This is a genomic window from Mycobacterium sp. P7213 (assembly GCF_900604305.1).
Classification (GTDB): domain Bacteria; phylum Actinomycetota; class Actinomycetes; order Mycobacteriales; family Mycobacteriaceae; genus Mycobacterium.
Genome location: NZ_UWOA01000005.1, coordinates 90,092 through 104,431 on the forward strand (window position 1 = coordinate 90,092; position 14,340 = coordinate 104,431).

At 68.9% G+C, this 14,340-nt stretch carries 11 protein-coding genes; 7 read left to right on the forward strand and 4 right to left on the reverse strand.

Going from position 1 to position 14,340, the window contains the following annotated elements:
* Positions 1-178 precede the first annotated feature (178 nt).
* Positions 179-919 (forward strand): 1-acyl-sn-glycerol-3-phosphate acyltransferase, encoded by a 741-nt coding sequence (locus EJK91_RS03405; RefSeq protein ID WP_231384258.1) that lies wholly within the window; start codon positions 179-181, stop codon positions 917-919.
* A gap of 5 nt (positions 920-924) precedes the next feature.
* Positions 925-2,559, forward strand: a complete 1,635-nt coding sequence (gene fadD12, locus EJK91_RS03410) for an acyl-CoA ligase FadD12 (RefSeq protein ID WP_125078254.1) — start codon at positions 925-927, stop codon at positions 2,557-2,559.
* A 3-nt stretch (positions 2,560-2,562) separates the two neighbouring features.
* Here the strand turns inward: fadD12 and EJK91_RS03415 are convergent, their stop codons facing one another.
* Positions 2,563-3,981, reverse strand: coding sequence for a WS/DGAT/MGAT family O-acyltransferase (locus EJK91_RS03415; protein WP_125078255.1), 1,419 nt, complete (start codon positions 3,979-3,981; stop codon positions 2,563-2,565).
* A gap of 44 nt (positions 3,982-4,025) precedes the next feature.
* Complete coding sequence (locus tag EJK91_RS03420) at positions 4,026-5,255, reverse strand: alpha/beta hydrolase (RefSeq protein WP_125078256.1); 1,230 nt, start codon at positions 5,253-5,255, stop codon at positions 4,026-4,028.
* An 89-nt stretch (positions 5,256-5,344) separates the two neighbouring features.
* Here EJK91_RS03420 and EJK91_RS03425 point away from each other — a divergent pair, with 89 nt between their 5' ends.
* From EJK91_RS03425 to EJK91_RS03435, 3 genes are read left to right on the forward strand one after another with little or no spacing between them, the layout of a single operon-like run.
* The gene (locus tag EJK91_RS03425; RefSeq protein ID WP_024442685.1) at positions 5,345-6,241 is read left to right on the forward strand and encodes an alpha/beta hydrolase; all 897 of its coding nucleotides are present in this window, start codon (positions 5,345-5,347) and stop codon (positions 6,239-6,241) included.
* A gap of 3 nt (positions 6,242-6,244) precedes the next feature.
* Complete coding sequence (locus EJK91_RS03430; protein ID WP_024442684.1) at positions 6,245-7,303, forward strand: acyl-CoA dehydrogenase family protein; 1,059 nt, start codon at positions 6,245-6,247, stop codon at positions 7,301-7,303.
* A 1-nt stretch (position 7,304) separates the two neighbouring features.
* A complete protein-coding gene (locus tag EJK91_RS03435; RefSeq protein ID WP_125078257.1) occupies positions 7,305-8,462 on the forward strand; it encodes an acyl-CoA dehydrogenase family protein in 1,158 nt (385 codons plus the stop codon).
* Positions 8,463-8,471: 9 nt separating this feature from the next.
* Here EJK91_RS03435 and EJK91_RS03440 read toward each other — a convergent pair whose 3' ends face one another.
* Positions 8,472-9,440 carry a MaoC family dehydratase gene (locus tag EJK91_RS03440; protein ID WP_024442682.1) on the reverse strand — a complete coding sequence of 323 codons (969 nt, stop codon included), beginning with the start codon at positions 9,438-9,440 and terminating at the stop codon, positions 8,472-8,474.
* A gap of 27 nt (positions 9,441-9,467) precedes the next feature.
* On the opposite strand from EJK91_RS03440, the gene EJK91_RS03445 reads away from it, so the two are divergent.
* The gene (locus EJK91_RS03445) at positions 9,468-10,619 is read left to right on the forward strand and encodes an acyl-CoA dehydrogenase family protein (protein WP_024442681.1); all 1,152 of its coding nucleotides are present in this window, start codon (positions 9,468-9,470) and stop codon (positions 10,617-10,619) included.
* Between the two features lie 74 nt (positions 10,620-10,693).
* Here EJK91_RS03445 and EJK91_RS22895 read toward each other — a convergent pair whose 3' ends face one another.
* Positions 10,694-13,024 carry a PGRS repeat-containing protein gene (locus EJK91_RS22895; RefSeq protein WP_164517870.1) on the reverse strand — a complete coding sequence of 777 codons (2,331 nt, stop codon included), beginning with the start codon at positions 13,022-13,024 and terminating at the stop codon, positions 10,694-10,696.
* Between the two features lie 278 nt (positions 13,025-13,302).
* Here EJK91_RS22895 and EJK91_RS21650 point away from each other — a divergent pair.
* The coding region (locus EJK91_RS21650) for a PGRS repeat-containing protein (protein ID WP_346773463.1) at positions 13,303-14,340 on the forward strand (1,038 nt) is incomplete at its 3' end.

A 14,340-nucleotide genomic window follows, 5' to 3' on the forward strand; every position in this document is an offset into this window, starting at 1 on the left:
TTCGGCTACCCGGAACAGTTCGCTGATGGTATCCACCAGGGGTCCTGACCCGGTAACATGGACAAAACTAGAACACGTTTCACTTAAGGGGGCCGTGGTGGACACGCCGGACAACGACTGGTCGGACGACCTTCCCCGGCCCATCACGAAGTGGGACCCGGGTCTGACCGAACGGGTCATGGGCCTGTTACGACCGTTCATCAAGGGCTACCACCGTGCTGAGGTGCGCGGCTTGGAGTCGTTCCCCAACGGCGGCGCACTGGTGGTGTCGAACCATTCCGGTGGCCTGTTCGCGATGGACGTGCCGGTGTTCGCCACCGGTTTCTACGAGACATTCGGCTACGACCGCCCGGTTTACACGCTCAGCCACGACCTGATCTTCACCGGCGTCACCGCGGACTTCTTCCGCAAGACCGGGTTCATCCCGGCCAACCATGCCAACGCCGACGAGGCGCTGCGCTCCGGCGGCGTGGTGGTGGTCTTCCCCGGCGGCGACTACGACGTCTACCGGCCGACGCTGGAAGAGAACAAGATCGACTTCGGCGGCCGCAAGGGCTACATTCGCGCCGCGATCAACGCCGGTGTGCCGATCGTGCCGACGGTCGGGATCGGCGGCCAGGAAAGCCAGTTCTACCTGTCCCGCGGCACCGGACTGGCCAAGGCGCTGCGCCTGGACAAGCTGATGCGGGTCAAGATTCTGCCGATCTCGTTCGGCTTCCCCTTCGGCCTGTCCGCGGTGCTGCCGGTCAACCTGCCGCTGCCCACCAAGATCGTGATGCAGGTGTGCGAGCCGATCGACATCATCGCCGAGTTCGGCGAGGACCCCGACATCGACCTCGTCGACGCGCACGTGCGTGCCGTCATGCAGAAAGCGCTGGACAAGCTCGCCAGCGAACGCCGTCTGCCGGTCCTGGGCTGAACGCGATGGGCCTTTTCGACTCGCTAAACCGGGTCGGCTCGATGCTGGTGACCTTCACCCGGGCCGGACTGTTGGCGCCCATGCGCCCGGACAAGTACCTGCGGATCGCCGCCGCCGCGGCCGCCGAGGGCGGCACCACCACTACCGGTATCGCCATGGCAGCCCAGCGCTGCGGTGACCGCCCGGCGATCATCGACGAGCACGGCACCTGCAGCTACGCCGAACTCGACCGGCGCTGCAACGCGCTGGCCGCCGGCCTGCAACGGCTGCCCGGCCGGACGCCGCAGGCGATCGCGTTGATGTGCCGTAACCACCGCGGCTTCATCGAGGCGCTGGCGGCCGCCAATCGGATCGGCGCAGACGTGTTGTTGCTCAACACCAGCTTCGCTGGCCCGGCGTTGGCCGAAGTCGTCGCCCGCGAAGGCGTCGACCTGATCTTCTACGACGAGGAGTTCACCGCCGCCGTGGATCTGGCCGTGCCGGCCGGCTCGGGGTGTACGCGGGTGGTCAGTTGGGCCGACAGTGCGGTCCCCGGCCTGACGGCAGACGAGTTGATCAACGCCAATGCCGGCCGTCGACCGGCCAAAGCGTCTCGTAGCGGCAAGCTGGTCATGCTCACCTCCGGAACCACCGGCACCCCCAAGGGGGCTCGCCGCTCCGGCCGCGGTGGAGGCGGAATCGCCGACCTGCAAGCCATTTTCGACCGGATCCCCTGGCACACCGAGGAAACCGTGGTCATCGCCGCGCCGATGTTCCACGCCTGGGGGTTCTCCCAGCTGGCGCTGGCGCTCACCATGGCGTGCACGATCGCCACCCGACGGAAATTCGATCCCGAAGCCACCCTGGGACTGATCGAGTCCAACCAGGCGGCCGGGCTGTGCGTCGTACCGGTCATGTTCGACCGGATCATGGCGCTGCCCGATGATGTTCGATCCCAATACCCTTGTAAGTCACTTCGGTTCGCAACAGCCTCTGGTTCACGGATGCATCCCGACGTGGTGACGGCGTTCATGGACACCTTCGGCGATGTGGTCTACAACAACTACAACGCCACCGAAGCCGGCATGATCGCGCTGGCCACACCGGAGGACCTGCGCTACTCCCCCGACACCGCCGGCCGTCCGGCACCGGGGAGCGAGATCCGAATCCTGGACGCCGATTTCGCCGAGGTTCCGACCGGGGTGACCGGGCAGATCTTCGTTCGCAACTCCTCGCAGTTCGACGGCTACACCGGCGGCGATTCGAAGTTGTTCCACGACGGTTTCATGGCGTCCGGCGATTTGGGCTACTTCGACAGCACCGGCAGACTTTTCGTGGTCGGACGGGATGACGAGATGATCGTCTCGGGGGGAGAGAACGTCTACCCGATCGAGACGGAGAAGGCGCTGATCAAGCATGGCGCCGTCGCAGAGGCCGCGGTGATCGGTGTCGACGATACCGACTACGGACAGCGACTGGCGGCCTTCGTGGTGTTGACGCCGGGTAGCTCAGCCTCGCCCGACGAACTGAAGCAGCACGTCCGGGAGAATCTGGCCGGCTACAAGGTGCCGCGCGATATCACCATCATGGATGCGCTGCCGCGCAACAACACCGGCAAGGTCCTGCGTCGCGAACTGCAGGCGCTGGCAGCGTCCGACTGAGACCTAAGCGGGCGCCATCGCCGACTCGACGGTGGTCAGCTCCTCGGAAAACCCAGCGGCACGGCGGATCTCGATGAACTCGTTGACCAGTGCGGTGGTCACCTCATGCGGATCTTCAACGGTGGCACCGTCAGTCAGCACCGAGATGTTGAGCTGGTCGACATAGCTCCACACCGTGATGTTCAGACCACTGCCGGCGGTCAACGGCCCCACCGAATAGATCTCGGTGACCAGCGCACCGCCGACCCTGCCACGCTCCCGCGGGCCGGGAACATTGGAGATGTTGAGGTTGAGAACCTTGTTCTGACCGTCCTTGCCCGACAACCACCGGAACAACGACTCCGCCGGCGCGGGCGGCAGGTACGCCGACCACCGGCTGACCAGCTCTGGTCCGACCAGGTGGTGGGCCTCCTTGGCCAGATCGGCCGCCTCCCGGGCTTTAGCGATCCGTTCTCGAACGTCGGCCACATCGACCGGCAACGCCACCAGCACTCCGGAGAACCTGTTGCCGGAGATCCGGTCCGCGGAGAAGTCAAAGCTCATCGGCACCGACGCCAGCAGCGGATGATCCGCCTTTCCGTCGTAGCGCAGCAGCAGCGTGCGCAACGCCCCGGCTGAGATGGCCAGCACCAGATCGTTGATGGTGACACCCAACTGCTTGCTGGTCGCCTTGATATCGGCCAGCGCCAGTGTTGCGGTGGCGAAGCGCCGTTCCGGGGTCAGCACGTGGTTGAGGAAACTCGGCGGCGGAGTGAACGGCCGAGTCAGGTCGGCGGAGAGCTTGCGCGTGCTACGCCGGACCCGCCCGATACCGGCCGCCGTGTAGCCGATGGTCGCCGGGATCTTGCCCATCTGCCGGAAATGGTCGCGGAACGCTGAGCGCACCAACTGTCCGCTGGTGGGGGCGGGATCGGTTTCGTAGGAGTCGTGCTCGTGCTGTGGGCCGGCCACCAGGTCCATTCCGCGGGCCATCAGGTTCGCCGACGCGATCCCGTCGGCCAGGGCGTGGTGGATCTTGCCGACCACCGCGATCCGGTTGTTTGCCAGCCCGTCGATGAAGTACATCTCCCACAACGGCCGGCTACGGTCCAGCGGCGTGCTGCCGATCTCGCCGATGGCCTCATCGAGTTCGCGGCGGCCGCCCGGAGCGGGCAGCGACCACGGCCGGATGTGGTAGGCCAGGTCGACTTCGCAGTTCTCCCGCCACATCGGGTGATGGAACTTACCGGGGATGTCCACCAGTTGGTATCGGAACGGATCCAACTTGTAGAGCCGGCCGTGGATCACCCGCCGAAAGGCTTCGACGTCGAACCCGCGCCGATCGGCGTCCAGCTCGATCACCGCGATCTTCAAAGTGTGCATGTGCACGTTTGCCGTCTCGCTGTACAGCAGAACCGCATCCCACCCGGTGAGCCGCTTCACCCGTGACCCCTCGTCATGCAGGGACCATACCGTGGCGTACGGGTTCAGATGATCTGTTTGCTCCCGACGGTGGTGCGGTCGCGGTGAATCTGGTTGAGAAACAAACCGATTGCCGTGCTCATCGCACCGGTGCGCGCGCCATCGGTCATGTCGAAACCATGCCCTGCACCGGGCAGCTCCAGGTAGCCGACCTTGGAACGCGACACCGCCCGCAATCGGTCGGCGAAGCTACGGGCTTGCTGCACCGGGATGACCGTGTCGGCGCTGCCGTGCACCACCAGGAACGGCGGCGCATCCGGATGCACCCGCGCGATCGGGGAGGCCTGCCGGTAGATGTCGCCATGGCGCCGCATCGAGCGACCGACCACGACCCGCTCCAGGAAATCGACGAAGGCGACCCGCTCGCGGGTGGAGCGGTCTTCCCAGTCGTAGCGGCCGTAGATCCCCACCACGGCGTCGACTGAGGTGTCCCCACCTGCCGGCAGTTGGTCGGCGAACTCGAAGTCGACCGCACTGCCGGTCAGCCCGGCCAGGGCGGCCAGATGCCCGCCGGCCGAGGCACCCGCCACGGCAACGAAGCTGCGGTCACCGCCGAATTTGTCGACGTTGGCGCGCGCCCAGGCGATCGCGGTCTTGACGTCGACGATGTGGCTCGGCCACCGGTTGTGCGGTGCGACCCGGTAGTCGATCGACAGACACACCCAGCCCTGCTCGGCCAGATGGGACAGCAGCGCATAACCCTGCAACAGCCGGCTGCCATGCACCCAGGCACCACCGGGGACGTAGATCAGCACCGGGGCGGGACCGTCGGGCAGCTCGCGGGACCGCCACACATCGAGTACCTGCGCGGGGTCGCTGCCGTATTGCACCCCGGAGCGATACATGTTCCGGCGGTGCTGCAGCGCCTTTGCCACCGGCGGCGCCTGCTCCGGCTCGGGCCAGTCGATGTCGAGATCGGCTGCCGAGACCACCCCACGCAGCGCGGCATCGCTGACCACGTGGGTCTGCTCGCGCTCCTGCTTGCGGACGGCCGCGGACCCCGGGGCCAGCCACGACTTAGCGGCGCTGGAGAAGAACTCCGGCATATGACGGGTGCCCCACACCCCCATCGCGGTCATCCCGCCCAGGGGTTCCAGGTGCTTCCCGACCACCGGCAACGACGCTGAGGCGACGCTGAACGCCAGCAGATAGTCGGCCGTTCGGGCTCGCTTCAGCCAGCGCAGCCGGCCAGCCAGGTTAAGTCCGGTCTCCGGGGTCTGCGATCGTCCCGTCATTCGCGCAGGGTATCGCGTTTGGGGTCGGAGGCGGTCGCAATCGGGTGGGTTGGCGGCGCCGCCGATCCGGCGCCAGCGATACTGAGCCGATGGTAAGCAGCGGGTTCCATCCAGATCTGCGCAGAACTGCCCGGTTCCTTCCGCGTGGCGGGCTCGGGCGCCGGACCCTGCCGGTGCTGCAGGCCCTCACCGGGATGCAGGGCCGACGCACCCCCGCCGACGTCGAGGTCTTGGGTTTGCCCTCGGGGGCCACCATCCGGGTTTTTCGGCCGCCGAATCGCACCGCCGATCCCGCGCCGGCACTGCTGTGGATCCACGGTGGCGGCTACGTCATCGGCACGGCAGCCCAGGATGACCGGCTCTGCCGCAGGTTCAGCACGGAACTGGGTGCCACGGTCGCGTCGGTGGACTACCGACTGGCGCCCCAGAACCCCTATCCCGCCGCGTTGGAGGACTGCTGGGCGGCACTGACCCGGCTCGCGGAGCTGCCCGGGGTCGATCCGGCCCGGATCGCGATCGGCGGTGCCAGTGCCGGCGGCGGGCTGGCCGCGGCCCTGGCGCAGTTGGCCGCCGACCGCGGCGAGGTCTCCCCCGTGCTGCAGCTGCTGGTGTACCCGATGCTGGACGATCGCAGCGCGGCACTGCCGGCCAATCGGAGCTACCGACTGTGGAATCCGCGGAGCAACCTGTTCGGCTGGACCGCCTATCTGGGCGACACGGATCCGCAGATCGCGGTGCCGGCACGACGTGCCGACCTGAGCGGGCTGGCGCCGGCCTGGATCGGGGTGGGCACCTTTGATCTGTTCCACGACGAGGATCTGGCCTACGCAGAGCGACTGCGGCAGGCCGGCGTGCCCTGCGAGGTGGAGACCGTCCCCGGGGCATTCCACGGGTTCGACCTGTTGAGGCCCAAAGTCGCGGTGTCACGGGCGTTTTTCGCCCGACAGTGCGAGAGCCTGCGTAACGCCTTCGGCCGGGGGGCCTGAGCGGTGGCCGGTTCCAGCCCCGAAGAACTGCGGGCGCTGCGGGGCGCGGTCGCAGAGTTGATGACCAAACGCTCGCCCGACGACGATGTCTGGTCCGAGTTGGCGGCGATGGGCCTGCTCGGACTGTTGGTGCCCGAGCAGTACGGCGGTGCGGATGCCGGACTGGTCGAGGTAGGCGTGGTCGCCGAAGAGCTAGGCCGGGTCCTGTACTCCGGTCCGTACCTGTCGACGGCGGTGCTCGCGGTCAATCTGCTGCTGGCAGTGGACGACCCGGCACAACGCGAGGCCGTGCTACCGGCGATCGCCGCCGGGCGCACCCGGGTCACGGTCGCATTCGCCGAGAGCGATTCCACCCGACCACCCGCCACACCGGCTACCACGGCCCGCGGTGGATTGGTCTCCGGCGAGAAGCGGTTCGTGCTCGACGCGGACACCGCCGACCTGCTCTACGTTCTGGCGGACGCCGAGGACGGACCCGGGATCTTCGCCGTCGACCCGGCCGGAGCGGGCGTCACCGTGGAACCACTGACCACCGTCGACCCCTCCCGCCGGCTGTGCCTGGTCCGGTTGACGGACGCCCCGGCGACCGCGGTCGGCTCGGCCGGAGCCGGGGTCGCCGCCTTGACCGCTGCGCTGGACCGTTCCGCGGTGGCACTGCTCGGTGAACAGGCCGGTGCCGCCAGGTTCGCCATGGAGATGGCCCGCGACTACGCCAAGACCCGCTTCCAGTTCGGCCGCGCCATCGGCAGCTTCCAAGCCGTCAAGCACATGTGCGCCGACATGTTGTTGGAGGCCGAGTCGGCGGTGACGGCTGCTCGCCAGGTGGCCACGGCCGGGGCGGGCGGATCGGCTGACTGGACCGCGGATCTCGCACTGGCCCAGGCATATTGCTCGGATGCCTTCGTCTTTGTGGGTGCCACCAACATCCAGGTTCATGGCGGAATCGGATTCACCTGGGAACATCCCGCGCACCGCTATCTGCGCCGGGCGCGCAGCGATGCCCACCTGTTCGGCAGCCCGTCCTGGCACCGGGAGCGGTACCTGCAAGAGATCGGAGCGTGAGATGACGCTGCCCGACCCTGACGACGCACTTCGCGCCGAAGTCCGCGACTGGTTAGCCGCCAACTGGGCGCCCGGCACCGACCGGGCCACCTTCGCCGCGGCGATGCTCGCCGCCGGATGGACCGCTCCGAGCTGGGAGCCGGACTGCTACGGCCGTGGCCTGACCGACCGGCAATCCCGTTTGGTGGCATCCGAATTCGCTGCCGTCGGCGCCCCAGGAACCGGTCACGACCGGGCCGACCTGTTCGCCTGCACAATCCATGACCGGGGCACCGACGAACAGAAGCACCGGCTGCTGCCCCCGGCGCTGCGGGGCGAAGCCAAGTCGTGCCTGCTCTACAGCGAGCCCGGCGCAGGATCGGACTTGGCCGGTCTGCGCACCCGCGCCGAGCGCGACGGTGATGACTGGGTTGTCAACGGGCAGAAGGTCTGGACGTCGTTCGCGACCACCGCCGACTACGGCATGCTGGTGGCCCGCACCAACCCGGACGTACCCAAGCACAACGGGATCACCTTCTTCATGCTGCCGATGCGCCAGCCCGGCGTGGAGGTCCGGCCGATCCACCAGATCACCGGCGAATCAGAGTTCAATGAGGTGTTTCTGACCAACGCCCGGGTTCCCGACGCCAACCGGATCGGCGAACCCGGCGAAGGATGGTCGGTGCTGCAGGTGGCACTGGGCTACGAGCGGCGCCTGATGGGTGATGTCGCGCGCACCGCACGCCGCAAGGAGAAGTCCAGCGGCTTAGTCGACTTGGCCCGGGATGCCGGGCGCCTTTCGGACTCCCACATTCGCCAGGAGGTCGCCCGCATCCAGGCGCTGACGACGGTGAACCGCTGGAACAACCAGCGCGCCAAGACCAGCACCGACCGCGCCGAGGCCGCCACCCTGCTGGCGCTCGGCAAGATCGCCATGTCGCGCATCCTGCACGAGACCGCCCGGGTCCAGACCGAGATCGTCGGCGTCGAGTCGATGCTCAGCGGTCCGGACAATCCGGTCGGCGACGCGGTGACCTTCCGGGCGCTCAACGCCTACTTCACCTCGATCGGCGGCGGCACGGACCAGATTCAGCGCAACATCATCGGCGAGCGAGTGCTGGGCCTGCCCAAGGAGCCCGATCCCTATCGCGACGCCCCGTTCCGGGATCTACCGCACTGACATGGCCGCTCAGAACTGCAAGGCGGTGAAACGCCAGTCCAGCACCTGACGGTCCGGCTCACCATCGGCACCGGCGGCATAGACCAGCGATCGCAGCCCCAACACGTTGTCGCGGGCCGACTCGATGTGTAGCTCGCTGTAGAGGGTGTCGCCTTCGTGCACCGGCGCGGTGTGATCGCAGGACTGCCAGCCCAGCACCGTGACCAGATTCGGCAGCAGTCGCGACGCCTGCGCCAGCGCCAGCCCGATGGTGTGCCCGCCGTAGACCAGTCGCTGCCCAGCGACCCGCGAATCATGATGTGTAGCCGCAACATTGAGTGTCAGCCGGGCAAGCTCCGGGGCACCCGAGACCACGTCGCCCGTGCTGGTCAGGACGGTCCCCACGAGATCCGGGTCGAAGTGGGGCCCCGGCACCCGTTGCCGAAACTCCGCGCCGTCCCAGTCCGCGGTCACGTCCACAGGCGCCGCGAGCCCTGCGCCAATGGCAGACAGGTCATCGCCGTGGCCGGTATCAGCGGCATCAGGCGACAGCGGCAGCATCGCGCACCGGTAGAAGTCGAGCACCGGCCGGTCCACCTGGTCGATGGTGGTGATCCGCAGTGCCACCAGGCCGGTGGGTTCTCGCCCGGGCTTGGCTGAATTCTGCTTCAATCCAACGACTTCGGTGCGGGTGAAAACGGTGTCGCCGATCACCGGATACCGGAAGAAGGCCAGGCCGCGGTAGAAGAGGTTGGCTTTGACGCGCCGGGTGACCAGCGTGGACTGCCCGATCGCGACGTCGCAGACCAGCCCGGGGTGAGCCAGTGGGGTCGTGGACCCCGTCACCGCCCGAGACAATTCGGCGTCCAGCGGCAGCCGTAGCCGGTCTCCGAGGATCGCCTGATGCAGTGCCGCCGCACCGGCCGTCAGAGTCATCGCCGGAGCTGCGTCGAACACCTGGCCGACCCGGAGCTCGTCGAAGTAGGGGCCGCTGGTCACACGAAAATCCTGACATACGGTGAACCGGTGAACCACGAAGAGTCGATCCTGGTCGAAACGGTGCGTCAGTTCATCGACCGGGAGGTGAAACCGGCGGTCCGCGACGTCGAGCACGCCAACACCTACCCGGAGGCGTGGATCGAACAGATGAAGCACCTCGGCATCTACGGTCTGGCCGTTCCGGAGGAATACGGCGGCACACCGGTGTCGATGCCGTGCTACGTCCTGGTCACCCAGGAGCTGGCTCGCGGTTGGATGAGCCTGGCCGGGGCCATGGGCGGCCATACCGTGGTCGCGAAGCTGCTGAGCCTGTTCGGTACCGACGAACAGAAGCAGCGTTACCTGCCGGCCATGGCTACCGGAGCGCTGCGCGCCACGATGGCCCTGACCGAACCGGGCGGCGGCAGTGACCTGCAGAACATGACGACGTCCGCGGTGCCGTCGGCCGACCCGGACACGCTGGTGATCAACGGGTCCAAGACGTGGATCTCCAACGCCCGCTATTCGGGACTGATAGCGCTGCTGGCCAAAACCGATCCGAAGGCCACTCCGCGGCACACCGGCATTTCGGTGCTGCTGGTGGAGAATCCCAGCGCCGGGCTGACGATCTCGCGGGACCTGCCGAAGCTGGGCTACAAGGGGGTGGAGAGCTGCGAGCTGAGCTTCGACGGCTGCCGGGTGCCGGCGGCTGCGGTGCTCGGCGGCACGCCCGGCAGCGGCTTCGCCCAGATGATGAAGGGCCTGGAGACCGGCCGCATCCAGGTGGCGGCGCGGGCCCTGGGCGTAGCGACCGCCGCGCTCGAAGATGCCCTCACCTACGCCCAACAACGGGAGAGTTTCGGACAGCCGATCTGGAAGCACCAAAGCGTGGGCAATTATCTGGCCGACATGGCGACCAAGTTGACGGCCGCCCGCCAGCTCACCAGATACGCCGCTGAGCGCTACGACAGCGGGCAGCGCTGCGACATGGAGGCCGGCATGGCCAAGTTGTTCGCGTCGGAAGCCGCGATGGAGATCGCGCTCAACGCGGTACGCATCCACGGCGGCTACGGCTACTCCACCGAATACGACGTGGAACGCTACTTCCGGGACGCACCGCTGATGATCGTCGGCGAGGGCACCAACGAGATTCAGCGCAATGTGATTGCGGCACAACTGGTTGCCCGCGGCGGGGTTTAGCCGCCACGCTGTCCCCGGCGCAACGAAAAACACCCCGCACGATCTGTGCGGGGTGTTTTTCCTGGGCTGTCCTACTACGGGACGACGACGCCCGGGGTGCCGTCCTGGCCCGCGCCGCCCGCGGCGGGACCGGCACCTGCGGCACCACCAGCGCCTTCGGCGCCACCGGTGCTGCCGGTACCGGGAGTGTCGCCGGCACCGCCGTTGAGGCCGTCATCGCCCAGGTGCGGGGTGATGACGTCGCCGCCATCACCGCCGTTACCGCCGGTGCCCCCGGTGTTGGCTCCGGCACCGCCGGCACCGCCGTCGCCACCGGCACCGCCGTGGACGTTGTCGATCGGGCCCGAGGACGAGTCGCCGGAGGTGGTGTTCCAGTCCGGGTCACCCCAACGGATGTTGCTGCCGTTGCCGCCATTTCCACCGGTTCCGCCGTCGCCGCCCACGCCGCCGGAGCCGTCGGCGTTGGCCAGTCCGGCACCGCCGGTGCCACCGGTCCCACCGTCGCCCCCGTGGGCGCCGCCGGCGTTCGGGTCACTGCCACCGTTTCCGCCGTTGCCACCGGTACCGCCCGTGGCGCCTGAACCGCCGTTGCCGCCGGCGCCACCGGTACCGGCCGAGCCCTGCGGGCCCAGGGTGCCTAAGCCGCCGGGGCCTTCCACGGATGCGTGTCCGGTCACATCGGCGATGTCGCCACCGTTGCCGCCGTTGCCACCGCTGCCGCCGTTGCCGATCACACCGTCGTTGCCGTTGGCCGCACCGGATCCAGCCGCGCCGCCGCTACCGCCGGCGCCGCCCGAGCCACCGTTGCCGGGGGCGTTGTACAGGCCGTGCACGGAATCGGTCGTTCCGTGTATCGAGGCACTGCCGTGGCCACCGTTGCCACCGTCGGAGCCCGCCCCGCCGGCCCCGCCGTTGCCACCATTGCCCGCGGTCCCGCCGCCGTTGCCGCCGGCGCCACCGGTACCTCCGGCAGCGCCGCTACCGCCACTGGTCGCCGAGACGTCGGGCGGGGTTCCGCCGTCGCGGTAGCCGTTGACGCCGTCGCGGCCATCGGTCGCGGCCGAGGCGTCGCCACCGTTGCCACCGTTGCCGCCGTCACCGTCGACACCGGCAGCGCCCACGTTGGCACCGGCTCCACCGGCTGCGCCGCCGGCCGCTGCAGCACCACCGTTGCCGCCCGCGCCACCGTTGCCACCGGCGCTGCCGTTGGCGCCAACGCCGTTCACCGCCAGGCCGGCCGCACCGCTACCACCGTCGCCGCCGAGGCCGCCGTTACCACCGACACCGCCGTCACCGTTGGCACCGATCGTGCCATCGGCGGAGCCACCGCTACCGGCAGCACCGCCGACGCCGCCCTTGCCACCGACGGCACCGTTGCCACCGTTGCCACCGACGGCGCCGTTTCCGGAACCGTTGTCGGCGAAGGTGCCTCCGTCGCCGGCCGCGCCGTTGCCCCCATTGCCGCCGGCGCCACCGACACCGCCCTCACCACCGTTGCCACCGATGCCGACGTAGGAGGAACCGGCGCCGCCCGCTCCACCGTTTCCGGCGTTGCCACCGGCTACGCCGTCACCGCCGGTCCCGCCGGAGCCGCTGCCCGCGGAGCCGTTGGTACCGGTCCAACCGGTGCCGCCTGAACCGCCGTTGCCGCCATTGCCCCACGCGCCCATGCCGAAGAAGTCCTGGGCCTGACCCGACGAGCCACCGTTGCCGCCGTTACCCGCGTCCAACGTGGCGGTGCCGCTACCGCCGGCCCCACCGTCGCCACCGTTGCCCCACATCTCGCCGCCGTGGCCCCCGTTGCCGCCGTCGGCGCCCAGGCCGCCCATGCCGCCGTCGCCGCCGTTGCCGATACCGCCGGCGTGGCCGCCGTTGCCGCCGGCTATGCCCTCGAGGTTCGAGTCCCAGCCATTGCCGCCGTCGCCGAACCACAGCCCACCGGCCTGGCCGTTCACACTGTCCTCGGTGCCGTCGGCGCCGTTGCAGATCATCCCGCAGAAGCCGTCGGTAAACGGCGCGAAGAGCTGGTTGACCACCCCGTTGACGCTCGACCCGAAGTCGCTGGTGATCCAGTCCTGCATCATGGCGTGCAGCGGGAGGTAGAAACTGTCCTGCCACATCTGGGCGAAGTCTGCGTCGAACAGGCCACCGTCGGCCGCGCCCGGGACGCCCCACGCCGAGACGTCGAAAAGGTCGAATCCCGAGGTGTTGGTGTCGCCGACGCCGAACATGTCCCAGAACGCGTCGAGGCCGAAGTCCTCGGCCTGCGCGGAAGGCGCGGACGCCAGGGGCGCCATTCCGAACGCCACGAATGCGCCGACCGCGGCTGCCGCCCCGATCGCACGGTCCCGCCGCCGCTGCGCGATCGATTGAGCGTTCTGAGTACTGCGCCGATGATGTGCCACCGTTGGTCCACCCCTTCTGAGCTTTACGAAAACTTTGTTTGGGCTTAGTGAAGACTGTGCCCTTCCCCCACGGTGCTTGACAGTATCGCCTCAGCGGACCGTTGTCCATGTGATGATGTGGCTAAGTGCGATAAAGTCATACCAATAGTTTCGTTTGTCCAGTGCACATATACTTTAAGTCGCCAGGTGAGCGACGGGCTGACCTGCTCATAGGGGTCCACCCCGACGGGCACCGACTGCCCGCTTCGCCTGACGTGCCGCCCGGAGGTCGCTCAGCAATGCCACTGCACCGCAATAAGGTTCCCCGGCGCCGCCAGGCGCACCCCACCGCAACGGCTCGGCGCATACGACGGACCGTTCCCGCGCTGGCGGCACTGGCCGCTTTCGGCCTGGGTCCGGTCGGTCCGGCGCCGTGCGCCCACGCGAACGAGTTCGATTGGATCACCGATCTGCTCAGCCCGCTCTTCGGGGTGCCGGAGCAGGACACGGGCGCCTCGGCCGCGGGCTGGGCCTGGCTGGATCCCACCGTGTGGAGCTTGACCAGCGCAGACCCCTTCGGCAGTGACGCGCTGGCACTGGCCGCGGACGCGTCCGGCGCCGCCGGGTTCTACGAGTGGCTGCATGAGGCTGTGCAGGACTGGATCGACAGTCCGTCCGGTCAGCTGTTCGGCAACTTGGTCAATCCGCTGTTCGCACCGCTGGCCGAGGGCGGTTGCGGCGTGATCTGCAACGGCCCCGACGGGACGGCCGACCATCCCGAGGGCGGGGCCGGCGGGTTGTGGTTCGGCGACGGGGGCAACGGCTGGTCTTCGGACGTCGAGGGCGTCGCCGGTGGCAACGGCGGCAGCGCCGGCCTGTTCGGTGACGGCGGCGACGGTGGCGCCGGCGGCCTTGGCGCCGACGGCGGTAGCGGCGGCCACGGCGGCGGCGTGTGGGGCAACGGCGGCCATGGTGGGAACGGCGGGGACGGCGCCGGCGACGGCGGTTCCGCCGGCAACGGTGGCAACGGCGGCGACAGCAATTACCTCTACGGCAGCGGGGGCGCCGGTGGGGACGGCGGCAACGGCAGCGCCGCCGCCGGCGACGGTAAGACCGCCGGGGCCGGCGGTAACGGCGGCCGCGGAGGCGACGGCGGTCAACTGGGCGGCGGCGGAGGCGCGGGAGGCACCGGAGGCCACGGCGGGGCCGCAACCGGCAACAGCACTGCCGGCGGGTCCGGGGGCACCGGTGGTGACGGCGGCAGGATCGGCGGTAGCGGTGATCCGGCCGGAGGCGGGCAGGGCGGCCAAGGCGGCGACGGTGGGACGGCCACCGGG